General features: G+C 60.7%; 20 protein-coding genes and 2 pseudogenes. 13 read left to right on the forward strand and 9 right to left on the reverse strand.

Annotation, left to right across the window (positions count from 1 at the left end):
- Positions 1–222 precede the first annotated feature (222 nt).
- The 6 genes and pseudogenes from repC to ATY29_RS20110 all read right to left on the reverse strand — a co-directional run.
- Positions 223–767, reverse strand: a pseudogene (gene repC, locus ATY29_RS20085) (plasmid replication protein RepC); the annotation flags it as partial.
- Between the two features lie 156 nt (positions 768–923).
- Positions 924–1,976, reverse strand: coding sequence for a plasmid partitioning protein RepB (gene repB, locus ATY29_RS20090; RefSeq protein ID WP_097537132.1), 1,053 nt, complete (start codon positions 1,974–1,976; stop codon positions 924–926).
- 42 nt (positions 1,977–2,018) lie between these two features.
- Positions 2,019–3,233: a plasmid partitioning protein RepA gene (repA, locus tag ATY29_RS20095; protein ID WP_003571859.1), complete on the reverse strand. Its 1,215-nt coding sequence runs from the start codon at positions 3,231–3,233 to the stop codon at positions 2,019–2,021.
- A gap of 311 nt (positions 3,234–3,544) precedes the next feature.
- Positions 3,545–3,784, reverse strand: a complete 240-nt coding sequence (locus tag ATY29_RS20100; protein WP_097537133.1) for a hypothetical protein — start codon at positions 3,782–3,784, stop codon at positions 3,545–3,547.
- 130 nt (positions 3,785–3,914) lie between these two features.
- Positions 3,915–5,864, reverse strand: a complete 1,950-nt coding sequence (locus ATY29_RS20105; protein WP_097537134.1) for an AfsR/SARP family transcriptional regulator — start codon at positions 5,862–5,864, stop codon at positions 3,915–3,917.
- Between the two features lie 27 nt (positions 5,865–5,891).
- Positions 5,892–6,350: a helix-turn-helix domain-containing protein gene (locus tag ATY29_RS20110; RefSeq protein WP_003571865.1), complete on the reverse strand. Its 459-nt coding sequence runs from the start codon at positions 6,348–6,350 to the stop codon at positions 5,892–5,894.
- Positions 6,351–6,696: 346 nt separating this feature from the next.
- On the opposite strand from ATY29_RS20110, the gene ATY29_RS20115 reads away from it, so the two are divergent.
- From ATY29_RS20115 to ATY29_RS20135, 5 genes are all read left to right on the forward strand, one after another.
- On the forward strand, positions 6,697–7,899 hold the full coding sequence (locus tag ATY29_RS20115; protein ID WP_097537135.1) for an MFS transporter: 1,203 nt from the start codon (positions 6,697–6,699) through the stop codon (positions 7,897–7,899).
- 217 nt (positions 7,900–8,116) lie between these two features.
- Positions 8,117–8,677 carry an FMN reductase gene (msuE, locus tag ATY29_RS20120; RefSeq protein ID WP_097537136.1) on the forward strand — a complete coding sequence of 187 codons (561 nt, stop codon included), beginning with the start codon at positions 8,117–8,119 and terminating at the stop codon, positions 8,675–8,677.
- A 241-nt stretch (positions 8,678–8,918) separates the two neighbouring features.
- Complete coding sequence (locus tag ATY29_RS20125) at positions 8,919–9,752, forward strand: MetQ/NlpA family lipoprotein (protein ID WP_097537137.1); 834 nt, start codon at positions 8,919–8,921, stop codon at positions 9,750–9,752.
- A gap of 87 nt (positions 9,753–9,839) precedes the next feature.
- Positions 9,840–10,928: a methionine ABC transporter ATP-binding protein gene (locus tag ATY29_RS20130; protein WP_097537138.1), complete on the forward strand. Its 1,089-nt coding sequence runs from the start codon at positions 9,840–9,842 to the stop codon at positions 10,926–10,928.
- Complete coding sequence (locus ATY29_RS20135) at positions 10,909–11,562, forward strand: methionine ABC transporter permease (RefSeq protein WP_097537139.1); 654 nt, start codon at positions 10,909–10,911, stop codon at positions 11,560–11,562. The genes ATY29_RS20130 and ATY29_RS20135 overlap by 20 nt, the downstream gene beginning before the upstream one ends.
- 1 nt (position 11,563) lies before the next feature.
- On the opposite strand, the pseudogene ATY29_RS20140 reads toward ATY29_RS20135, so the two are convergent.
- Positions 11,564–12,923: pseudogene (locus ATY29_RS20140) on the reverse strand (LLM class flavin-dependent oxidoreductase).
- Between the two features lie 96 nt (positions 12,924–13,019).
- Between ATY29_RS20140 and scpA the strand changes: the two are divergent.
- Positions 13,020–15,158 carry a methylmalonyl-CoA mutase gene (gene scpA / locus ATY29_RS20145; protein ID WP_097537177.1) on the forward strand — a complete coding sequence of 713 codons (2,139 nt, stop codon included), beginning with the start codon at positions 13,020–13,022 and terminating at the stop codon, positions 15,156–15,158.
- 59 nt (positions 15,159–15,217) lie between these two features.
- On the opposite strand, the gene ATY29_RS20150 is transcribed toward scpA, so the two are convergent.
- Positions 15,218–16,378 carry a fumarylacetoacetate hydrolase family protein gene (locus ATY29_RS20150; protein WP_097537140.1) on the reverse strand — a complete coding sequence of 387 codons (1,161 nt, stop codon included), beginning with the start codon at positions 16,376–16,378 and terminating at the stop codon, positions 15,218–15,220.
- Between the two features lie 369 nt (positions 16,379–16,747).
- Between ATY29_RS20150 and ATY29_RS20155 the strand changes: the two genes are divergently transcribed.
- From ATY29_RS20155 to ATY29_RS20165, 3 genes are read left to right on the forward strand one after another with little or no spacing between them, the layout of a single operon-like run.
- Positions 16,748–17,758: a Gfo/Idh/MocA family protein gene (locus ATY29_RS20155; protein ID WP_097537141.1), complete on the forward strand. Its 1,011-nt coding sequence runs from the start codon at positions 16,748–16,750 to the stop codon at positions 17,756–17,758.
- A gap of 10 nt (positions 17,759–17,768) precedes the next feature.
- Positions 17,769–18,863 carry a Gfo/Idh/MocA family protein gene (locus ATY29_RS20160; RefSeq protein ID WP_097537142.1) on the forward strand — a complete coding sequence of 365 codons (1,095 nt, stop codon included), beginning with the start codon at positions 17,769–17,771 and terminating at the stop codon, positions 18,861–18,863.
- Positions 18,864–18,880: 17 nt separating this feature from the next.
- Positions 18,881–19,276, forward strand: a complete 396-nt coding sequence (locus tag ATY29_RS20165; RefSeq protein ID WP_097537143.1) for a VOC family protein — start codon at positions 18,881–18,883, stop codon at positions 19,274–19,276.
- Positions 19,277–19,292: 16 nt separating this feature from the next.
- On the opposite strand, the gene ATY29_RS20170 is transcribed toward ATY29_RS20165, so the two are convergent.
- Positions 19,293–20,213: a helix-turn-helix domain-containing protein gene (locus ATY29_RS20170; RefSeq protein ID WP_003571884.1), complete on the reverse strand. Its 921-nt coding sequence runs from the start codon at positions 20,211–20,213 to the stop codon at positions 19,293–19,295.
- An 86-nt stretch (positions 20,214–20,299) separates the two neighbouring features.
- On the opposite strand from ATY29_RS20170, the gene ATY29_RS20175 reads away from it, so the two are divergent.
- From ATY29_RS20175 to ATY29_RS20190, 4 genes are all read left to right on the forward strand, one after another.
- The gene (locus ATY29_RS20175) at positions 20,300–21,574 is read left to right on the forward strand and encodes an ABC transporter substrate-binding protein (RefSeq protein ID WP_003571886.1); all 1,275 of its coding nucleotides are present in this window, start codon (positions 20,300–20,302) and stop codon (positions 21,572–21,574) included.
- Positions 21,575–21,662: 88 nt separating this feature from the next.
- Positions 21,663–22,523, forward strand: coding sequence for a carbohydrate ABC transporter permease (locus ATY29_RS20180; RefSeq protein ID WP_003571887.1), 861 nt, complete (start codon positions 21,663–21,665; stop codon positions 22,521–22,523).
- On the forward strand, positions 22,520–23,356 hold the full coding sequence (locus ATY29_RS20185) for a carbohydrate ABC transporter permease (RefSeq protein WP_003571888.1): 837 nt from the start codon (positions 22,520–22,522) through the stop codon (positions 23,354–23,356). The genes ATY29_RS20180 and ATY29_RS20185 overlap by 4 nt, the downstream gene beginning before the upstream one ends.
- A 13-nt stretch (positions 23,357–23,369) precedes the next feature.
- Complete coding sequence (locus ATY29_RS20190; RefSeq protein WP_097537144.1) at positions 23,370–24,452, forward strand: ABC transporter ATP-binding protein; 1,083 nt, start codon at positions 23,370–23,372, stop codon at positions 24,450–24,452.
- The last annotated feature ends 12 nt before the right edge of the window (positions 24,453–24,464 follow it).

A 24,464-nucleotide genomic window follows, 5' to 3' on the forward strand; every position in this document is an offset into this window, starting at 1 on the left:
TGCGGCACGCGCCTGAAGGCTTGTCCCTGCTCATTGTGCTGGCATTGCCACCGGATTTGCCCCGCTTACATTGATCGCCCGTCCCGCTTCGCGATATGCAGCCGTCTAACCCCATGATCGAAAAGTAAGAATTCCCCAATCCGAAGCGATCTCCGCCTTCATTTCCGTCACATTCATTAACCATAACAGTTGCGTCCGACAGGCGAAGCGCGAAGCTTCATCCTGCCTTCCCCTCGGCGAATTGGTGCGGGCAAGGGCCATCAACATCGAACCGATGCCAAATTCTCCTCTCTCGGCGCGGCGTGTCAGATCGCGCAGATAACCGCCGGCCGAGTTGATATGCCCTGCCCTTTCGAGGACGCAAGCCATGACGGTGGCGGCATTTTCTGGTGCCATGATATGCAGGCCTGCTCATAGGCCGAAGGGCTGACGCCGAGCATCGAACGAACGATCACGGCCGCCGCCATCAGATCGCGCCAAGTGCCGACCGACCCCTGGGGGGCCGCAGGCCGCAATCCCGGGGCAGGCCTGCAGCACCAATCCCAGCGGAAATTTCAGCCCACCGTTGGCAGCGGCGACAGCGCGTGCCGCGGAGACATGCTCGTTCTTTTCTTCATCTTTCTGTATTTGGGCTATCGTACGGCCCAACCTTCCGATCGATCATCCGAGGTGGCGCCCTGCTTCCGTTCGAAGCTTGGTTCAAGTTCAGAAATAGAATGTGGATTTGAATTCTGTACGCGGCGCTCAGACTGTTGGGCATTGCCGCCTGGATTGTAAGTTTGAACCTGCATTTCCAACTGACGATCTCTTCGCGCAACAGCTCCATCTCGTCGAGGGTGGCTGCGACCTGTGATTCGCGTCTCTGGGTGCCTAGATCAGAGAGGGCCTCCGCGACGGCAACGTTCGGGGGCCTTTTCTATTTCTTATTGATCTCCGTTTTTCGTCAAATCTTGTGTCCTTTCGAACGCCTCGTAAAGACGATCGAGATTGCTGGCGATATAGGCTCCAAAGGCAGACGCCTTTTCCGCCTTCAACGCGATGGTGAATTGTTTTCCGTCATCCTTGATCTTCGCCCTGACCGCGCCGTCCTTGTGCTGCCAAGCGTGAGCCGCAGGCTGAAGCGGCACTGCGGCGAATGGCGCCGGTTGTTGCCTCCTGCTGATAAAGGCAGCCAGCATATCGAAGCGGGCATCCGGATCCGCCGTTACGAACTCCGCCGACCTGCTGAACTCGATCGCCCGGGCAGAGAGGTCTTCTGTCTCGAATTTTACCGACAGATCGTGCCAGCGGTCGCGGCCGGTCGTCTTTGCCGCACCGATCGCGGCCAGGACCTCGGCTGGGATCCGCTTGGTGACGGACAGCATTTTGGAAACCGTCGTCTTGTCGGCGCTGAGCGCCGACATGATCGTTTCCCTGTCGAAACCCAAGCTGTCGAGCTTGTCGGCGAACATGGTCCTCTCGATGAAAGAGAGATCGGCGCGCGCCGAATTCTCCTGGCCCTGAGCGATGACATGGTCGCGATCGTCAAGTTTCTTGACGACGGCGCGGACAGGCCTGCCGAGTTCTTGGGCGGCCCGGGCGCGGCGGTGGCCGAACGCGATCTGGTACCGTCCGTCTTTGTCAGGATGCGGGCGGACGAGGATCGGCGAATCCTGGCCACGCAGGCGGATGGCCTCGACCAATTCGCGAAACTGTTCGTCGGCGTGCGTCAGCCGGTCGGTCACGAACGAATCTTCGATCAGGGCAGGGTCGAGATCGATCACCGTCTCGCCGGTCGCCAGCTTCTCCTCGATCGCTTTGGCCGCATCCGCCTTGGCAGCCAGAGCATCGATACTGCGCGTAACCGCGCCGAGAGCGCCAATCCCCTTATAGGTGATATGCTTCTCGTCCTTCTGAAGCGGGTCGTCCTCATTGTTTACCGCAGTAAACTCCTTGGAATCGTCCATCAGGCCGGAAAGGAGATTCTTACGTGCCATCGGTCCGCTCCTCGCCTCGGTTTACCGCAGTAAACTTCTCGGTCATTTTCGCCCCCAAGCCTTATGAATGAGATCGCCGATCTCATTGTTGACGGCATCCATCGCCTCCATGGCGCGGTCATAAGTCGCGCGGGTGAACTGCCTCCGCTCGACTTCGTAAAGCGTCTGATTGGTCATCGCCGCATCGGAGATCGCGACGCTGCGCAACATCGGATTGGTCAGCACATGGTTCTTGAACATCGAACGCATGAAGGCGACCATCTGCGTCTGCGGCCCGTCCTGTGGGTCGTAACGGGTCACGAGATAACGTAACCAGTCGAGGTTCATGTTGCCGCCGGCGCCTTTCAGCGTATTCAGCACTTCGCCAAGCATCTGAAGGAACTGGCACATCGACATGACATCGAGCATCTGCGGGTGCACGGTGATCAGAACGGCTGTTGCGCCGCAAATGGCGCTCATCGTCAAAAAGCCGAGCTGGGGAGGGCAGTCGATGATGACGACATCGTAATCGTCGGCGACCGAAGACAGCGCCTCGTCCAGGCGGGCGAAGAAGACGCGACCATAGTCGCCTGCCTTGCCCTGAGCAAGCACGCGCGGAGTATCATGCTCGAATTCCATCAGCTCAAGATTGCCCGGCACCAGATGCAGGTTCGGGAAATTTGTCGGCCGGATGATCTCGCTCAGCGGCCGCCGCTGATCGTCATAGCGGATGGCGGCGTAGAGCGTCTCATTCTCGTTGACGTCGAACTCAGGCTGAAAGCCGTGGATGGCCGAAAGGGACGCCTGTGGGTCGAGGTCGACGGCAAGCACACGGTGGCCGGTCAGGGCAAGGTGCTGGGCAAGGTGTGCTGCACTCGTGGTCTTGCCGCTGCCGCCCTTAAAATTGACGACGGCAACGACCTGCAGATGTTCGCTGCCTTGGCGGTGACGCATATAATGCGTTCCGGCGCGGGCATTGTGCTCCAGGAAGCTGCGCATCTCTTCCATCTGTTCGGCCGTATAGGACCGTCGACCCGACGGCGTGACCTGGGGAAGGGCGCCTTTGCCTTCCAGCGACAGGTTGCGAAGATAGCCGCTGGTCACGCCGAGAAACCGCGCCACTTCGGCCAGCTGAAACTCCCTGAGCCCTTTCAGCGCGCGCGGCGGAAACATTTCGAGCCGATGCTGCTTCAGCTTGTCGGATAGCTCCTGCGCCTGACCAATGATCAGTTGGTCGACATCAGAAATTGCTTTTTCTATCTGCGGTGCCATATTCATGGAAATCTCGAAAATGCGATTTAAAAGCCCTGCGAGCTTTGAAACTGCATTTATCGCCAATTCTGGAGGAGTGGCAAGGCAAATAGGGTTAACAAGACCCTACCGCTGAGTTGTCTAATCTTTTTCAACGGCTTGGACGTGGCGCCCTCTGGCGTTGCCCGCGCAGCAGCCGCCTGTTTACGGGCCGAATCGCCAGAGCAACACCTTCTCGGTATGATAGCCGTTTGGCACAAGCAGGCATCGAAATATGGATGCGTGCAGCTCTCCCCGGCAAGCCTGCAACGGCTGGTCAGCTGGATCGGGATGGCTGTTCAGTGTCGGGTGCCGAGCAGATGACCGTCCTGGACGCTTTCGTGAGAAATGGACACGCCGCTTCTGTCGAGGTCCTGCAGCAGGGCGCCAAGCGCAAGATCCAGGCAATAGGCGGAGAATTCGGCGTTCAGATCTTTGGCATTTTCTCGGGCATAGGCAACCAATCTGGCGAGCGATACCAGCTCCTTGAGCTCTTCGTCACTTTTCGGCGGGATCGTTGCTTCGGCTACGTCGTGCATCTGAAAATTCTCCGGCTTCCCGTGCCGGCGCATGCCGACAGAGCAAAGACAGCTTAATCCTCTTGAACGAAAGACGCGCGTGACACAGGCGTGACAGGATTTGCCGGCTGACACTTTTCGGTGCCTGACTTTAGAACCCCGCCCTGCGTAACGCCTCGCGATACTGTTCCTTCTGCCATTGCTCCTTGAAGGGGACGACGGAAAGCCATTTGTCGACATCGAAATCCGGATAGATCTCGCGCACCTTGCGCATATAGAGACGCGCGTTTTTCGTATGGCCCAGCATGGCCCAGCAGGCAGCCGAAAGCCGGTCGGCCGGTGTGCGGTCGTCCATTAGGGCAATCTGATCGAGCGCCTCGGCATAATGGCCGAGGGCAAAATTCGCACCGGCCGCCGTCCATAGATAGTCGGTTGGGCTCAGCGGATTGAGTGAGATGGCCCGCTCGATCTTGGCCAATGCATCGGCAGGGCGCGACGCATGGACGAGTGTATCGGCGTAACTCGCGATGCCGTCGGCATAATGCGGGCTCAGCTCTTCCGCGAGCTTCAACGCCAGGACGCTTTCATCAATGTCCCCGAGATAAAGTTTTGCAACGCCGAGTTCACGAAAGCCGGCCGCAAACGACGGATCGGCGGCGATCGCCCGGTTCGCATAGTCCTCCGCAAGCCCGAGCAACTCGCTGTCGCCGCGTGCCGTCAGCAGCCACTCGACGAGAAACGTGCGCGACAATCCGCTGAGCGCAGGGGCAAAATGTGCGCTGTGTTGAAGCGCCTCGCGGAAAGCCTTTCGGGAGCGGCGTACATCGGGGAGGGCAAGCCTCTTCACATCCCGCAGACCGAGAAGGTAGCTGTGATAGGCGGCCGAATTGCCCTCGAAGGAATCGCGCATGGTTTCGTGCCGGCGGACCTGTCCGGCAAGCTCTCTGGCAATCTGCCGGGCGATGTCGCGCCGGTGGCTTATCAATTCGTATTTCTCGAGACTGAAACGCTCGGCCCAGATGACTTCATCGCTGCCGGCATAGACGAGCTGGACAAAGAGCGCAGGGCTGCCCGCACGATCGGTCAGCCTCGTGTCGAGAACATAGGAAATAGAATGGCGCAAGATCAGCTGGGCCTTGTCGGTATCTTGTGCGATGCGAGCGGCCGTATGGGGTGCCACCACCGAAACCGTATTCAGTGCGCAAAGGCCGATGGTCACGTCCTCGATCAGCGCCTCGGAGAGCATCGGCAAGGCACCGGCCGCATCCGTCCCGGCCGGCGGCAGCAGCACAAGGCGGGGCAGGGGACCGGGAACCCGGGCGACGCCGTCGCTGAGCGGCACAGCAGCGCTCTGCGACGGTTGACCACCGGCAAAGATCTTGCGGACCTCTCGCAGCGCTTGCATGTCCAGGCCGATATCGAATGCGCTTTCCAGCTGATGCCTGCTCGTTTCGAAAAGTCGCCGCGCCTTCTCGAGCTCTCCTTCGGACTCGTAGGCATCGAGAAGGATACGACGAATGTTTTCGTCATCCGGTGCCTCGCGGAAAATCCTGAGCGCCGCCTCCTTGATCAGGCTGACATCCTCTCGCGACTGGGCCATCGGCAGCGCTATCTTCAACGCATCCACCAGAAATGCCATGTGCCGGTCGCGCTGGCCGGCGATCCACTGCCGCGTGCTGGCGCTTTGGTCGGCGAGCCCGGCCAGGAAATCCTGGCGAAGGGTGGCAACCAGCCGCCGCAGCCTCTCAACCGCGCCTTCGCCTTTCGAGTTGGCAAGTTCGAAGAGATCGCCGGAAAACGCATCCGGCCTGACCCGTACACCGGTCGCCGTGAAGGCTAGGAGCTCGGCGCCGAGCTCGGTCTGACGCGCCTGAATGCGCGATATGGTTTTGCGCAGGTTGGCCATGATGTCGGAATTATCATGGCTGTCCCACAAGAAGCGCGCCAGTGCCGAGCGCGGATATTCGCTCCCGGCCCCGTCCTGCAGATCACGATCCAGCAGATAGCAAATCGCCAGCAGGCCTTTTTCCGGGAACGCCGCCGGTCGCCCGGCCGGGTCGATCAGCCGCAATTCACCAAATGACTCGAGCCTGAGCTTCATGCGGATAATGCCTGCCGATATGCCTGACTATTCTCCGAGCGGGAGGGGGCTTTCCGCGATGGGCGCGCCCAATGTTACACCACGGCTTTCCGCCTGCGCCATCGCATTCACCAGTGCGATGATCGTTCCGCGGACATTGCGGTCGGCGATCTTCAGAAAGGCGCGATTGAGCACCAATCCCTCTTTCGTACGCAGGAATTCGGCGACCGGATCGGTATTTGCGGGCAGATCCAGCCCTTGCAGCGTCAAAGGCTCGGAATTTTCCTGCTCAAAGAAGAAGCTCGGCGACGTGTGAAGCACTTCGGCGATTCGCTGCAGACGGCTGGCGCCGATGCGGTTGATGCCCTTCTCGTATTTCTGAACCTGCTGAAAGGTCACGCCGATTTGCTCGGCAAGCCGTTCCTGGCTCATTCCGAGCAACTGCCGGCGCAGCCTTATGCGCGCTCCGACATAGCCGTCGATTGCATTCGGTGTCTTGACATTCATCGCGTGTTTCAGCCTCGATCGCATTTTCAATCGATCAAGCTGTAGTATCCCCCGCGTTGTTTTTCCATGCTTTGTTTTCATATAGCGTGTCGACATGCGATGATCGCGATTCACTGTGATATGAAAGCACGGAAAGATCGGCCGCGCAGAAATCCGTCGGCAAAGGGCAAATCGAACAAAAGCCGTACCGATCCTGATGAAGCTGGGCTGTGATTGCCCCCCGGCTTGCGCTAAATGCATTTTAACGACCGTCGCTTGATCATCTTCCCCAGCCCGGTCGCCCGTAATCCAACGAACAAAAGCGACGCGGCACGGCAACCAACCGGGCCGTCCAGGAGGAATGTCCATGGCAACAGTTGCCGAGAGCGCGCCCCGTTTCGAAAAGACAACAATGTCTATCCTGGTGGCGGTCAGCTTCTGCCACATGCTGAACGACATCATGCAGTCGCTGCTCGCCTCGCTCTATCCGCTGTTCAAGGCGAACTACGATCTCGATTTCGTGCAGATCGGCCTTCTTACCATGACGTTCCAGGTCACCGCGTCGCTGCTGCAGCCGCTGGTCGGCATCGTCACCGACCGCTGGCCGATGCCCTATTCGCTGCCGGTCGGCATGGCGAGCACCTTTTGCGGCCTCATCCTGCTCGGCAATGCCGGCAGCTTCGCGCTGCTGCTTGTTGCCGCCAGCCTGATCGGTTTCGGCTCGGCCGTCTTCCATCCGGAATCCTCGCGCGTCGCCCGTCTTGCCTCCGGCGGCCGCCACGGTTTCGCGCAGTCGTTTTTCCAGGTCGGCGGCAATGCCGGCCAGGCGATCGGCCCGTTGCTCGCCGCATTTATCGTGCTGCCGCTCGGCCAGCACAGCGTCTCCTGGTTCGCCGCCATCGCCATGGTCGGCATGGGCGTGCTGAGCTGGGTCGGCAACTGGTATATTGGTCATCGGCGCCAGAATGCCAGCAAGCCTGCGGTGAGCCGGGCTCTGCCGCTGCCGCAGAACAGGGTGGTCTGGGCGCTCGCGATCCTCGTGCTGCTGACGGCGACGAAAAACGTCTACATGGCCAGCGTGTCGAGCTACTTCACCTTTTATGTCATCGACAAGTTTGCGCTCAGTGTCCAGCAGGCTCAGCTGATGCTCTTCCTCTTCCTCGGCTCGGTCGCCGTCGGCACTTTCCTCGGCGGGCCGATCGGCGATCGCTTCGGCGCCCGTTTCGTCATCTGGTTCTCGATCCTCGGCGTCATTCCTTTCGCGCTGCTGCTGCCCTATGCAAACCTTTTCTGGACGGGCGTGCTCAGCGTCGCCATCGGCCTGATTTTCGCTTCGGCTTTCTCGGCAATCGTCGTCTTCGCGCAGGAACTGGTGCCGGGTCGCGTCGGACTGATTGCCGGCGTCTTCTTCGGTTTTGCGTTCGGGGCTGGCGGGCTGGGTGCAGCACTGCTCGGCAGTTTCGCCGATACTCACGGCATCGACTTCGTTTACCGCATCTGCTCCTACCTGCCGCTTCTCGGTCTGCTGACGATCTTTCTGCCGCGCGTTCCGAAGCAAAAACCTGCCTGAGGCGACATCGCGCTTCGACAAAGTATCGAGCCCCGAATATCATCATATTCCGGGCTCGATGTACGACGCGGTTTCGCAACGGGCGATCACCTGCAGATGAGAATGTATTTTTTCTCCTCATCATGGCGAAGAGAGATAGGCATTTCTTTAATCCACTATTTTTATAGATAATATCTGTCCAATAATCGGTCGCGGCACGATATTGGAAGGAAATGGCATGTCTGCTTACAAACTGGTCGGCTTGGCGGGTAGCTTCAACCGTCCCTCGAAGACCTTTACGCTGGTTGAAAACATCGCCGGCCTTGCCGGTGAAAAATACGGCTTCGACAACACCCTCTACGATCTGACCGATGTCGGTCCGTCGCTCGGCCAGGCGCTGCGCCGCGACGATCTCGACAGTCGCGCCAGGGAAGTCATCGAAGATATCGTCAATGCCGATCTGCTCGTCATCGGCGCACCGACCTACAAGGGCAGTTATCCCGGCCTGTTCAAACATCTGATCGATCTGATCGAGCCGCATGAGTTGCGCGCCAAGCCGATCATCATCACCGCAACCGGCGGCGGCGACCGGCATGCGCTGATGGTCGAGCATCAGCTGCGGCCGCTCTTCGGCTTCTTTATGTCACACACGCTGCCGACCGCCGTCTACGCATCCGATCGCGACTTCACCGATTACCGTGTCGCATCCGAACCGCTTTCGAAGCGGATCGGCGAGGTCATCGCCGAGCTTTCGGCCTTCTTTCCCAGCCGCCATCAGGCACTTATCGCTGCCGAGTAAAGCCACCGGCAACGACTTGGAACGGCGCCCTCGAGGCGCCGTTTCTCGTTTCGGACCACCCAGGACGGCGCTATAATCCATAAATTTGATGGAAATTTATCCTGCCGATATCGATGGCCGGGCAAGAGTTTTTCCAAGCCTTCCTCCACATCGGACATTCGTGCTTCGCCCCCGATGCGTGCATTTGCCATGATCCGCCAGCTCGGGGCGTTCGGCCTCATTCAGTCAGACGGGATATAAAATGACCAAGAACAAAGATCTTCACGGCTTCCACCTTTCGCGACGCGCGGCTCTTGCTGCCGTTTCCGCTGCTGCGCTCCTTGCTTTTGCAGCGCCCGCGCCTTCCTTTGCCGAGGACAAGTCGATCAAGGTCGGCATCATGGCCGGCGAGGAAGAGGACATCTGGCGCGTCGTGGCCAGCGAAGCCGCCAAGAAAGGCCTCAAGATCGAGACCGTTATCTTCAACGATTACACGCAGCCGAATGAAGCGCTGGAGCGCGGCGAGGTCGATGCCAATGCTTTCCAGCACCAACCCTATCTCGACAATCAGATCAAGCAGCACGGTTATCACATCACCCGCGTCGGCTATACCGGCGTCTGGCCGATCGGCCTCTATACCAAGAAGTACAAGTCGGTCGCCGAGATTCCGGAAGGTGCCGTCATCGGCGTACCGAACGATCCCTCGAACGAAGGCCGAGCGCTGCGCGTTCTTCAGAGCGAAGGCCTGATCAAGCTGAAGGACGGCACCGGCATTCTCGCAACCGTCGCCGACGTCACCGGCAATCCGAAGAAGATCGAGATCAAGGAGCTCGATGCCGGCATCATCGGCCGGTCGATCGACGATCTGGATGCCGGGGTCGTCAACACGGACTGGGCGCTGAAGAGCGGCCTTTCTCCGGCCGAACGCATTGCCCAGGAGCCGATCGCTGACAATCCGTATCGCAACTTCATCGCCGTCAAGGACGACAATAAGGATGCCGACTGGGTCAAGACGCTCGTGTCTTCCTATCAGAACGACACCGTCAAGGCCGAGTTCGACAAGGTCTACAAGGGGACCGGTCTCAGCGCCTATTGATCCGAAACAGGGCCGGGGTTAAGGCCTGCCGAGAGGCGGCCCGGGCGTTTTTGCCCGGGCCGCCTTCAGTATTGTAAGGAAAAGCACATGAATTCCTTTGTTTCCGCCACAGCGATCGAGGCACAGCCGCAAGCAGCGGCGGTCGAAGAGGTGGTGAGGCTGACCGACGTGAAACGGTGGTTCGCAACCACCGCCGCCCTCGACGGTATTTCGCTGACGGTGAGGAGAGGCGAGATTCTCGGCATCATCGGCCGCAGCGGTGCCGGCAAATCGACCCTGATCCGCTGCCTGAACGGCCTGGAGCGCGCCGACAGCGGCGAGATCCTGATCGAAGGCCGCGACATCACAGCGCTGGGCGAACAGGAATTGCAGCCGCTGCGCCGCCGCATCGGCATGATCTTCCAGCATTTCAACCTGCTTTCCGCCAAGACCGTCGAGGAAAATGTCGCGCTGCCGCTGAAGATCGAGGGCGTCGCCAGGAACGAGCGCTTGAAGCGGGCGCATGAGCTGCTCGATCTCGTCGGCCTTGCCGACAAGGCGAAAGCCTATCCGGCATCGCTGTCCGGCGGTCAAAAGCAGCGCGTCGGCATCGCTCGCGCGCTCGCGGCACGCCCGGCGCTGCTGCTGTCCGACGAAGCGACGTCGGCGCTCGATCCTGAGACGACGCGGTCGATCCTGGCATTGCTCAAGGACATCAACCGCAAGCTCGGGCTAACCATTCTGCTGATCACGCATGAGATGGAGGTGGTGCGCGGCATTGCCGATCGCGTCGCGGTTATCGATGCCGGGCGGATCGTCGAGGAGGGGGAGGTCTGGTCGGTCTTTGCCGATCCCGAGCAAACCATCACCCGGAGCCTGCTCGGCGGCATCCGCCCGCAACTCCCCGATCATATCGCCTCCCGGCTGTCGGCGACGGCGGGCAGCGAGGCGATCCTCAGTGTCGATCTCGCCGGACCGCAGGCGCAGGGCGCCCTGTTTACCGAACTCTCGGCGGCGCTGCCGCATTCCTTCCGCCTCGTCCATGGCGGCATCGACCACATCCAGAACCGGCCGGTGGCGCGGTTCTTCATCGCCGTTCCCGCGCGCGATCTCGCGCTGGCCGGAAAGGTCGAACAATTTCTGACGGCCCGGTCCGCCCGGGTGGAGGTGCTGGGTTATGACACCGATCATGCTTGAACTGCTTATCCGCTCGCTGTGGGAGACGATCCTGATGACCGTCGCCTCGGGCGTGATCTCGCTCGTTGCCGGCCTGCCGCTCGGTCTTGCCCTTGTTGTCACGGCGCGCGGCGGCATTGCTGAAAATCTCTGGATCAACCGCGGGCTCGGTGCCGTCATCAACGGCTTCCGCTCGGTGCCTTTCATCATCCTGCTGGTGGCGCTGATCCCACTGACCCGGCTGATCGTTGGCACGGCGCTCGGCACCTGGGCAGCCATCGTGCCGCTCGCCATCGCCGCCACGCCCTATTACGCCCGCATCGCCGAAGTATCGCTGCGCGAAGTCGACCGCGGGCTGATCGATGCGGTGCGCGCCATGGGCGGCAACCGCTGGACGATCATCCGCGAGGTGCTGGTGCCTGAAGCGCTGCCCGGCATCGTCGCCGGTTTCACGGTCACGCTGGTGACGTTGATCGGCGCTTCGGCCATGGCCGGCGCGATCGGCGCCGGTGGCCTTGGCGATCTCGCTATCCGCTATGGCTATCAGCGTTTCGAAACCAGTGTGATGGTCGCGGTGGTGGCCGTCCTCATCGTCCTCGTCTGCGGCATTCAGTGGTTTGGCGACCGGCTCGTCGCCAGGCTGGACCGGAGATAGGTCAGCGGCGGAAGAGCGCGGCGGGATGAGCGGCGGGCAATCTGCCGTTGCCGCCGCCGAAAAGCTTCTGCCGCAACGGCCCTTGCTCATAGTCCGCCTTGAAGACGCCGCGCTCCTGCAGCACCGGCACCACTAATTCGACGAAATCACGCAGGCTCTCCGGCGCCACCGTCCGTGCCAGGTTGAAACCGTCGATGTCGCCTTCTCCGATCCATGTCTGGAGACGATCGGCAATCTGCTCCGGCGCGCCCACCATCGGCTTCATCCGGCTGCCGAGGATCATCTGGTCGACGATCTCTCGCTTCGTCACCGGCTTTGCCGCCTGCTTGGTGATTGCCGCAAGCGCCGATTGATTGGCGTTGGTCGAGCTCCGGTCGATGACGTCATCCAATTCGTACTTCGAAAAGTCGATACCAACGGAGGCGGAGTAATGCGCAAGCGAGGCCTCGACGCTCGCATGGCGGCGATAATCCTCCAACTTCTCCTGCGCTTGTTTTTCCGTCTGCCCGACGACAACGGTGATCAGGTTGAGAACCTTCACGGCGTCGGCGCCACGGCCGAAATGCCGCCGCCTTCGCCCGCAACGCATCGACGGTCGGCCGGGCTGCTCCGGGGTTCGGGCTGGCGATAAAGACACATTCGGCGTGGCGGGCGGCGAAATCCTGCCCACGGGCCGAAGCGCCAGCCTGGAAGAGTAGGGGCGTACGCTGCGGCGAGGGCTCGGCAAGATGGATGCCCTCCATGCGGTAATATTTGCCGTCGTGACTGACGGCGCGCACTTTGGACGGATCGGCATAGATACCGCCCGCTTTGTCGCGCAGAACCGCATCGTCATCCCAACTGCCTTCCCAGAGCTTGTAGAGGATCTCGAGATATTCCTCGGCTGCGTCATAACGCGCATCATGCTCCGGCAGCGTGTCGAAACCCATGCTGCGAGCAGCACTATCGAGATAACCGGTGACGATGTTCCAGCCGATTCGCCCCCTGGTCAGATGATCGAGCGTCGACATGCGCCGCGCCAGCAAAAAGGGCGGCTCGTAGGTGGTGTTGACGGTGACGCCGAAACCCAGATGTTTCGTGACATAGGCCATCGCCGAAATCGGGATCAACGGATCGTTGACGGGAATCTGCGCCGCCGTCTCGATCACCGGCGCCGGGCTGGCTTTATAAACGTCATAGACGCCGACAATATCGGCCAGGAAGATACCATCCAGCTTGCCGCGTTCGGCGATGCTGGCGAACTCCGTCCAGTAATCGAGATCGGTATAGCGCGCCGACCGGTCGCGCGGATGTGTCCATAAGCCGTGGTTGATATGCCCGACGCAATTCATGTCGAAGGCATAGATCTGCATTTTCTTCATGAGACGAGTCCTTAGCCGGGAATAAAAATCAAGGACCTGTATCGCACGGCGATCCTGTGAAATGGTAGGGTGCGGATGAAAAAGCCGGAGGAAGGCATGACGAAAAAGACGCTATCGGATTGGGCGGAACTGGCGCAAAAGGAGTTGCGCGCCGCGCCCGAAACGCTGACCTGGCAAACCCCGGAAGGCATTGGCGTCAAGCCGCTCTATACGGCCGAGGATCTCGAAGGCGCCGAACACCTGGGTTCGCTTCCCGGTTTTTCGCCTTTCACTCGCGGCCCGCGCGCCACGATGTATGCCGGCCGGCCCTGGACGATCCGCCAATATGCCGGCTTCTCGACGGCGGAAGCGTCGAACGCCTTTTACCGCCGCAACCTCGCCGCCGGCCAGAAGGGCCTGTCGGTCGCCTTCGATCTCGCCACCCATCGCGGTTATGACAGCGACCACCCCCGCGTCGAAGGCGATGTCGGCAAGGCGGGTGTGGCGATCGACAGCGTCGAAGACATGAAGATCCTATTCGACGGCATTCCGCTCGGCGACATGTCGGTGTCGATGACGATGAACGGTGCCGTCATCCCGATTCTCGCCTCCTTCATCGTCGCCGGCGAAGAGCAAGGCGTTTCGAAGGCCGATCTGTCGGGGACAATCCAGAACGACATCCTCAAGGAGTTCATGGTCCGCAACACCTATATCTATCCGCCGGAATCCTCGATGCGGATCGTTGCCGACATCATCGAATATACCGCGAAGGAGATGCCGAAATTCAACTCGATCTCGATCTCCGGCTACCACATGCAGGAAGCCGGCGCGACGCTGGTGCAGGAACTTGCCTTCACGCTGGCCGACGGCCGCGAATATGTCAGGGCGGCAATCGCCAAGGGCCTCAATGTCGACGATTTCGCCGGAAGGCTGTCCTTCTTCTTCGCGATCGGCATGAACTTCTTTATGGAGGCGGCGAAACTGCGCGCCGCCCGGCTGCTCTGGACGAAGATCATGGAGGAGTTCGAGCCGAAAAAGTCATCCTCGCTGATGTTGCGCACCCATTGCCAGACCTCCGGCGTCTCGCTGCAGGAACAGGATCCCTATAACAACATCATCCGCACTGCCTTCGAGGCGATGTCGGCCGTGCTCGGCGGCACGCAGTCGCTGCACACCAATTCCTTCGACGAGGCGATCGCGCTGCCGACGGAATTTTCAGCCCGCATCGCCCGCAACACCCAGCTGATCCTGAGCCATGAAACCGGTGTCACCAAGGTGGTCGATCCGCTGGCCGGCTCCTATTACGTCGAGAGCCTGACGAAGGAGCTTGCCGACAAGGCCTGGGCGCTGATCGAGGAGGTGGAGGCGCTCGGCGGCATGACGAAAGCTGTTAGAGAGGGACTGCCGAAACGGCTGATCGAGGAGGCCGCCGCCCGCCGCCAGGCCGCCGTCGACAAGGGCGAGGAGGTCATCGTCGGCGTCAACCGATACAGGCTCGACACCGAACAGCCGATCGACATTCTGGAGATCGACAACAGCGCAGTGCGCACCGCGCAGATCAAACGCATCGAAGAAACCAAGCGCCGCCGCGACGGCAACGCCGTGCGCGAGACACTGGCCGCCCTGGCCGAGACCGCACGCAGCGGCCGCGGCAACCTGCTGGAAGCCGCCATCGAAGCGGCGCGGGCGCGCGCCACCGTCGGCGAAATATCGGACGCGATGCGCGAGGCCTTCGGCGATCACACTGCTACGCCTGAGGTCATCACGGGTATCTATGGCGAGGCCTATGACAACGAGCCGGAACTCGCCGTCCTCAAGGAGCGCATGACGGAGATCACGGAAGCGATGGGGCGCCGGCCGAAAATCATGGTCGCCAAGCTCGGTCAGGATGGGCACGACCGGGGCGCCAAGGTGATTGCCTCGGCTTTCGGCGATATCGGCTTCGATGTGCTCGCCGGTCCGCTGTTCCAGACGCCTGACGAGGCTGTCGAGATGGCGCTTGGTCAAAAGGTCAACGTCGTCGGCGTCTCGTCACTGGCGGCAGGTCACAGAACGCTGCTGCCGCAGCTGATCGACAGGCTGAGGGAAAAGGGCGGTGAGGATATCATCGTCGTCTGCGGCGGCGTCATCCCGCGGCAGGACTATGAATTCCTGCACGAACATGGCGTTGCAGCCGTGTTCGGTCCGGGCACGAACGTGCTGGAAGCGGCAAACTCCGTCCTTGACCTGCTGCAGGGCAGGCGGCGAAATCAATAGCTCCTGGCGTTTGCGTAAATTCCGGACGCAAAACCGCTGCGCACTTTTGCGGGAATTGCTTAGAGCAACCCACGCTTTGCAAGGTTGCTCATCAGCGCCGAAATGCCAAAGGTCCAAGGCGGGCATTCGGTCGAGAGCCGCACCGTATTGACGAGCGTGCCGAGGCCGGCCGAGGAAATTTGGACGACATCGCCGATCTTGTGGGTGAAACCCTGCTTCGGAGCGCCTCGATCCTGGGTCGGTGCAAACAACGTGCCGAGAAACAGCATGAAGCCATCGGGGTACTGATGATGGGCGCCCACCGTCTGTTTGACCAGATCGGTCGGGTCGCGGCTGATCTGCGACATCGAACTCTTGCCGTGCATCACAAAGCCATCCTGCCCGGTTACCTTGAGATCGAGTTCGGCCTTGCGCACATCACCCAGGCCGTAACCGGCATCGAACAGGCGAATGAAGGGGCCGATCGAGCAGGAGGCGTTGTTGTCCTTGGCCTTGCCGAGCAGTAGTGCCGAGCGGCCTTCGACGTCGCGCAGATTGACGTCGTTGCCGAGCGTCGCCCCCTTGATCTCGCCACGGCTGTTGACGGCGAGCACGATTTCCGGCTCCGGATTGTTCCAGGTCGAGATCGGATGCAGACCGACATCCGCACCCCAGCCGACCGAGGAGAGCACCGGAGCTTTGGTGAAGACCTCGGCATCGGGACCGATGCCGACTTCGAGATATTGCGACCACATGCCCTCGTCGATCAGCGCCTGCTTGACCTTGGCGGCTTCGGGCGAACCGGCCTTGAGATTGGTGAGGCTGCCGCCGATCAGCGTGCTGACGCGCTCGCGGATTACTGCGGCGCGATCCGGATTGCCGGCGGCCTTCTCCTCGATGACACGCTCGATCATCGACTGGGCGAAGGTGACGCCGCAGGCCTTGACCGCTTGCAGGTCGGCAGGCGCAAGCAGATAGGCGCGCGCCTCATCCGGCGCTCCCGTGCTATTGGCGGCGATTTCCTCCAGCGGGCCGATTACCTTGCCGCTTGCAGCGCGGACGAAGCCGGCGGCATCCTCTCTCTCGAGCAGGGCGCTTAGTGTCGGCGCCTCGCACGAGGTCATATCGACCAGTAAGCCATCCCGAAGAGTTACGACACTCGGCCCGGCAACCTCGGGATTCCAGACGCGGCCGACAAAAAGACCACCCGAAGCGGCGGCATCGAGAAGGGGATAAGTCATGGTGATCTTCCGTCACAGCGGGCCGGGAGCGCTCTTGAAAATTTTCGGGGTCGTCGCCGCCCTCCGGCCCGGCGGCGGTTGAAATCGATCACATTCATTGAGATCGGGCAAGAGACGCTAGGGAAAAAGACTTTCGCCCGGTCGAATCGAAAGGCGCCTTTTCGGCAGAATTCGAAACCCCGGAATGGTCGCAAAATAACTATTTAGATACAAAATTATCATTATATTTCATATATTTAATTTGCCATTCGGACGATTTCACTCCCAATCTTGCCTTGACAGGCGCCAGCTTTCGTTATCTGTTTTGCTCCGACATGGAGGATGCCGGCCTAGCCGGTGCTCAAAAAATCCCGGGAGGATAGTGCAGCGATGTTGAGATTTGCCGTCGTCGGAATCGACCATGGGCATACGTTCGATCACGTGAAGGGATTGCTTGCCTCGGGCGGCGAATTTGTCGGCTATTGCCCGCAGACCTCCGTGCCGGCATTGCGGGAGGCCTTCGAGAAGACCTATCCCGATGCCCCGCAGATCGATCGGGAGAAACTGTTCGACGATCCGTCGATCGACGTCATCTGCATTGCCGCGATCCCGCGTGACCGCGCCGGGCTTGCCATCCGCGCAATGAAGGCGGGCAAGGATGTCATGACCGATAAGCCCGGCATGACGACCTTTGCCCAGCTCGAAGAGGTCAAGCGCACCGTTGCCGAAACTGGCAAAATCTTCTCGATCTGTTTTTCCGAGCGTCACTGCGTGCGCTCCGCGGTCAAAGCCGGCAAGCTGGTAAAGGAAGGCGCGATCGGCAAGGTGATCCAGACGCTCGGCGTCGGCCCGCACCGGCTGCAGCTGCCGACCCGGCCGGACTGGTTCTTCGATCCGGAAGCCTTCGGCGGCATCATCGTCGACATCGCCTCGCATCAGGTCGATCAGTTCCTGTTCTATACCGGTTCGATCACAGGCGAGGTCATCGCCAGTTCGATCGGCAATTTCGGCATGCCCGACAAACCCGCCTTCCAGGATTTCGGCGAGGTGCTGCTGCGTTCCGACAAGGCGGCGGGTTATATCAGAGTCGACTGGTTCACCCCGGAAGCGCTGCCGACCTGGGGTGACGGACGCCTGACCATCCTCGGCACCGAGGGCTATATCGAGCTGCGCAAATATATCGATATCGCCGGCCGGCCGGGCAAGGATCACCTCTTCCTCGTCAACGGCAAGGAAATGACCCATATCGATTGCAGCGATGAAAAGCTCGACTATTTCGATGCTTTCACCGCCGACGTCGCAAACCGCACACAGACGGCGATGACGCAGGATCACGTTTTCGAAGTTTGCCGCCTTTCGCTCGAAGCCCAGATGAAAGCCGCGCGCATCGGCGCTCGCTGAGGAGGATATCATGACCAGGAAATTGCGCGTCGGCGTCATCGGCGCAGGCATTGCCGCGCGGCATCTGGCCGGCTTCGGCTGGAACAAGGATCTTTTCGAGGTTCCCGTGCTCTGCTCGCTCGATGAGGAGCGCGGCAGGGCGCTGTGCCAGGAATATGGCATTGCCGAATATACGCAGGATACGGATTCGCTGTTTGCCCGCGACGATCTCGACATCATCGACATATCGACGCCGCCGAGCTCGCATTTCGAATTGTGCCGCAAGGGCATCGAATCCGGCAAACATGTGATTTGCGAAAAGCCGCTTTTCGGTTCGATTGCCGAGGTCGATGAAATGGGCCGCATCCTCGCCCGCTTTCCCGGCAGGAGGCTGATGCCGATCTTCCAGTATCGTTATGGCTCCGGCCTTCAGAAGTTGAAACTGCTGATCGAGCAAGGCCTCGCCGGCAAGCCCTTCCTGACGACGATCGAGACCCATTGGTGGCGCGGCCCGGATTATTACGCTGTGCCGTGGCGCGGCAAATGGGCGAGCGAGCTCGGCGGCGGCCTTCTCGGGCATGCCATACACGCCCATGACATGCTGAATTATGTGCATGGTCCCTGCGCCGAGGTGTTTTCCTATGGCGCGACGCTGGTCAATCCGATCGAGGTGGAGGATACGGCGGCCCTTTCGGTGAAGATGCAGAACGGCTCGCTGGCGACGCTGTCGATGACGCTCGGCTCGCGCCAGGAAATTTCGCGGCTGCGCTTCTGCTTCAGCGATCTCGTCGCCGAAAGCATCATCGAGCCCTATACGATGGGCCGCGATCCCTGGGTCTTCACCGCGGGGACGGAGGAGCATCAGGCGAAAATCGACGCGGCGCTCGCCGCCTACGTGCCCGGCGAGGACGGCTATACCCGTCAGTTCGAGCTTTTCCATAAGGCGATCGTCGAGGACAAGGAACCGCCAGTGACGCTGCAGGATGCCCGCAATTCGCTGGAACTGGTAACGGCCGCTTATTTCTCGCAGCGCACCGGACGGCCGACGCCGATGCCGATCGCCGCCGATCATCCGCTCTATCGCTCCTGGCTTCCGGAGGAACAGCGACGCGCGGCTGCCGGCTGAGCAGGGAAGGGCGCCCCATGCTGAAATCCTTCGAGCATGTCGGCATGACGGTCAGCGATATGGACCGCACGGTCGATTTCTACTGCGGTCTGCTCGGCCTCAGCCTGCATTTACGCAAGGTCATGGCCGACGGCGGAGAGATCGCCTTTCTCGACGCCGGTGGCGGCATGCTTGAAATCGTCGCACCGGCGACCGGCGCGGCAAGGGCGGTCGATGTACCGGAGGGTACGGCCGGCCTGCGCCATCTAACCTTCCTGTTCGACAGTGTCGATGAGACTTTCGCCCGGCTGGAAAAGGCCGGCGTCGAGATCAAGGAGCGGCCGCGACTGGCAGTCAACGCCGAGGTCCTTCACAAGGTCGCCTTCCTGCGCGATCCCGATGGCATTCAGATCGAGCTCGCCGAAAAACGGTAAACCGGAAGATCCACAGCTAATTCCGGAAGGCGCCGGCGGGGATCGTCGTCACCAGCCTTATATCGCGGCGGAAGTCCGACGGCGACATCCCGGCGATGTGGCGGAAGGATTTGTTGAAGGCGCTGATCGAGCCGAAGCCGCTGTCCATCGCCACCTGCAGCACATTGGCGCCTTCGCTCATCAGCATCGCCTGGGCGCGCGATAGCCTGAGCAGCGTCACATATTTGCTGAGCGTCATGCCGGTCGATCGCTTGAACAGGTTCATCGCATATTTCGGATGCAGGTCGGCGGCGCGGGCAATATCGACCGAATCGATGTCCTGCAGGAAATTGGCGGCGATGAAATCGCACATGCGCGCGACGCTGCGGGAGGAATTCGGATGCGGCTGATCGCCTTCCAGGCTGACGGCCGTCTTCGACGTCGTCATCGAATAGGGTTCGAGCGCGATGCGCTCGATGCGCAGCAGCAACTCGTCGACCGCGTGCTGGGCCTTGGCGGCATCGCCAGACTTGGAATAGCGAGACCAGCGGGCGAAGTTCTCGTTGTCGGCGGCATCGGTTGCCGAGGTCAGCAGCGTCTCGCCCTTCATCAGCCGGCTGGAAACGCTGATCGGCAGACGCAGTCGGAAGAAATAGATGAGCGGCAGATGGGCGCCGGCATAGAGCGAATCATCCGAGGATTCATCCATCTGATGCGGCTGCCCACCCCAGAACAGGCACATTTCCCCGGCGTTCAGTCGGAATTCGTGGTCACTCATCCGATAGTGAACAGTGCCACGCATGACGTAGTTGACCTCGACCTGCGCATGCCAGTGCGGCATGGCCATGACGAGCGGATGGGCATGAAACATCTGCAGCGCCGTCGGCGAACCCTCGATACTGCTTGCGCCGGGCTGATAGATTGCACTCGTGCCGACCTTACTTTCCGCCAAGTCCATGTTCCCTTTTTAGGAGACACCCGCTCCCTTGCAGATAGTCTAACCGCGTTCGTGAAAGATCGGCAATTGAAAAGGGAGGATTTTCAATGCGCTTCAAACTTCTCGCTGCGACCGCAGCGATCGCACTGCTCGCTACCGGCTCTGCATTCGCTGAGTCGGCCAATCTCACCATCTGGAGCTGGAATGTCGCCGCCTCGGCGTTGAAGTCCACGCTTCCGGGCTTCAACAAACAGTTTCCCGATATCAAGGTCACCGTCGAGGACCTTGGAAACAGCCAGGTGTTCGACAAGACGCTCGCTGCCTGCGCTGCCGGCGGCGACGGCCTGCCCGATATCGTCAGCATCGAGAATTTCGAGGCTGAAATCTTCTGGAGCCGTTTCCCGGATTGCTTCGCCAATCTGAAGGAACTCGGCTACACCGCCGATATCCAGTCGAAGTTTCCCGACTTCAAGCGCACCGAGCTCGAGGTCGGCGATGTCGCCTACGCCATGCCATGGGATTCCGGTCCCGTCGCCGTCTTCTACCGCCGCGACATGTATGAAAAGGCCGGCGTCGATCCGAGCACGATCAGCACCTGGGACGATTTCATCGCCGCCGGCAAGAAGATTTCCGCCGCCAATCCCGGCACCGTCATGGCCCAGGCCGACTTCAACGGCGACAGCGAATGGTTCCGCATGATCGCCAATGAACAGGGCTGCGGCTATTTCTCGACCGATGGCCAGAACATCACCATCAACCAGCCCGCCTGCGTCGCCTCGCTGCAGAAAGTGAAGGAGATGAAGGATGCTGGCACGCTGACGGCGGCCAACTGGGATGAAAAAATCCAGGCCAACACCGCCGGCAAGGCGGCAAGCCAGCTCTATGGCGGCTGGTATGAAGGCACCGTGCGCTCGACCTCGCCTGATCTCAAGGGCAAGTGGGGCGTCTACAGAATGCCGAGCCTGACGGCCGATGGCCCGCATGCCGCCAATCTCGGCGGTTCGTCGCTCGCCATTTCGGCAACCTCCGCAAACAAGGAAGCCGCCTGGAAATTCGTCAACTACGCCCTTGGCACGAACGAGGGTCAGGTCACCATGCTGAAGGAATTCGGCCTGGTGCCGTCGCTGCTCTCTGCCGAGAAAGATCCCTTCGTCAGCGAGCCGCAGGCCTATTGGGGCGGCCAGAAGGTCTGGGCCGATATCCTGGCGACGTTGCCGAAAATCGTGCCGAGCCGCGGCACCGCCTTCCAGAGCGATGCAGAAGGCATCTTCAGGGCAACGCAGGCGAAATTCTTCGCAGGCGGCTATCCCGATGCGAAGACGGCACTCGACGATGCCGCCAAGCAGATCGCTGCGGCAACCGGACTTCCGATCGCGCAATGAATGACGATGCCGGGCGCTTCAGGCGCCCGGCTTTCTGCCTGCCGTAGGGCGGGCGGGTCATTCGTCCGTTTTACGTGGAGGAGGCTCGATGCCATTCAGAACCCGGAGCGCCTATGCGTTCCTCGCTCCCTATCTGCTGGTCTTTGCCACCTTCTGGGTCTGGCCGATCATCGATTCATTCCTGATTTCCTTTCAGAACACCCGCATCAATCCGTGGAAATACAGTTTCCAGGCCAATTGGGGCCGGCTCTTCTTCGATCCGGCCTTCTATAACGCCCTCTACAACACGCTGATCATTCTGGTGATCCAGGTGCCCGTGATGATCGCGCTGGCGACCGTCATGGCCGTGCTGCTCAATTCGCCGCTCCTGAAAGCGCGCCCGCTTTTCCGTTTCGCCTTCTTTGCCCCCGTCGTCGTCGGCGAGGTCGCATATGCGGCTGTGTTCCGGCTGATGTTCAGCCTCGATTTCGGCATCATCAACAAGATGATCTCAGCAATCGGCTTCAGCCCGATATCCTGGTTCGACAACGCCAATGCGGCGATGGCGGTGATCATCCTCGCCGTCACATGGCGCTGGGCCGGCTATAATGCCATCATCATCCTGGCCGGCCTGCAGTCGATTCCGGACGATGTCTACGAGGCCGCGACGCTCGACCGGGTAAGCAAGACACAGCAATTCTTCCACATTACCCTGCCGCTTTTGAAACCGATCATCCTCTTCTGTGTGGTGCTCTCGGTGATCGGCACAATGCAGCTCTTTACCGAGCCCTTCCTCATCACCAATCGCGGTGGTCCGGGCGGCGGCACGGAGACGCTCGGCCTCTTCCTCTACCGCCAGGGTTTCACCGCGCTGAACTTCGGCTATGCCTCGGCGATCGCCTATACGATGGCCGCTCTCGCCGTGGTGATCTCCCTCTTCAATCTCTGGATCGGAAGGGACCCGAAATGAGATCCAAGTCGCAATCCCTTCTCATCCGTCAGATCGCGCTGCACGCTGCGCTGGCGCCGCTGGCACTGCTCTGGCTGTTTCCGCTCTGGATGATGTTCGTCTTCTCTACAATGCCCGACAACGGCATCTTCAGCCCCGACATCGTGCTCTGGCCATCGACCAACTTCATTGCGAATTTCAAGAACCTGCAGGCCGATACCGATTTCATCGGCGCAATGGTGATCTCTATCGGCGTCGCGATGATCTACACCGTGCTCTCGGTGATGTTGACCTCGATGGCGGGGTGGGCGCTGGCGCGTTATCGTTTCGTTGGACGCTCCATCGTCATTGCCATCATCCTCGGCACGATCACGCTGCCGTTCTCGGTGGTTGTCATCCCGCAATTCATCATGGTGGCACGCGAATTCAAACTGGCGAACACCTGGGTGGCGCTGATCGTGCCGCCGCTCTTCAATTCGCTCGGCGTGCTGTTCATGCGGCAGTCCTTCTCGATGATGCCCGGCGAGCTTTTCGATGCGGCCCGCGTCGAGGGCGTCAAGGAATGGCAGATCTTCCTGCGCATCGCCCTACCATTGGCGCGCCCGACGATGGCCGCATTGGCGATCATCCTCTTTCTCGTGTCGTGGAACAACTATCTCTGGCCGCTGCTGATCAATTCCAGACCCGGAATGATGACGGCGCCTGTGGCATTGGGAACGCTGATCGGACTCACCAAGGTCTCCTGGGGCGGCATCATGGCCGGCGCGGTGCTGCTGACGGCACCGATCCTCGTCGTCTTCGTGGCTCTCCAGCGTCATTTCATCGCCGGCATCGCCGCCGGCGCAATTAAATAATCGGGGAGGCCGCATGGCAGAGCTTTCACTCACCAACATCATCAAGCGCTTCGGCGGCTTCGAGATCATCCACGGCGCCAATCTGGAGGTGAAGGACGGCGAATTCGTCGTCTTCGTCGGCCCCTCCGGCTGCGGCAAGTCCACGCTGCTGCGGATGATAGCGGGTCTCGAGGATATTACATCTGGCGAGCTTCGGATCGGCGGCCGGGTCGTTAACGACGTCGAGCCGGCCGATCGCCGCATCGCCATGGTCTTCCAGTCCTACGCGCTCTATCCGCACCTGACGGTCGAGGAAAATTTGAGCTTCGGCCTGCGGATGAACGGCAACCCGAAATCAGATACCGAGCGGCGCGTGCGCCATGTGGCCGAGATCCTGCAGATCACCGAGCTGATGAACCGGCGGCCGAAACAGCTTTCCGGCGGTCAGCGCCAGCGCGTCGCGATCGGCCGCGCCATCGTCCGCGAACCGGAGGTCTTCCTGTTCGACGAGCCTTTGTCGAACCTCGATGCCGAACTGCGCGTGCAGATGCGGGTCGAAATCTCCAGGCTGCACAAGCAGCTCGGTACGACGATGATCTACGTCACCCACGACCAGACGGAAGCGATGACGCTTGCCGACCGGATCGTCGTGCTGCGCGCCGGCAATATCGAACAGATCGGCGCGCCGCTCGACCTTTACGACGATCCGGCCAACCAGTTCGTCGCCGGTTTCGTCGGCTCACCGAAGATGAATTTCCTGAAAGCCGTGGTGGTCGAGCGGCAGCCGGGCAGGGTGGTGGTCGCGCTGGAAAGTGACGCCGATACGCGCCTGCCGCTGCCCGTCAACGAAGCCATCGAAGCCGGCACGAAGGTGACGCTCGGGATCCGTCCCGAACATTTCGTCGATGCCGGCATGGGGGATGCCGATCTCACCGTCGCAATCGACGTTGCCGAGCATCTTGGCAATACCAGCTATATCTACGCCGCCATCGGCGGCGAGCAGCTGATCATCGAGCGTCCGGAATCGCGCACCGCCGGCAACCGCGAAACGCTGACCGTCGGCCTTCCCGCGCGCCACACATTCCTTTTCGACGGCGCCGGCAAACGGCTTCGCTAAACCGCAATCCCA

The organism is Rhizobium hidalgonense (genome assembly GCF_002914525.1).
Taxonomy (GTDB): Bacteria; Pseudomonadota; Alphaproteobacteria; order Rhizobiales; family Rhizobiaceae; genus Rhizobium; species Rhizobium hidalgonense.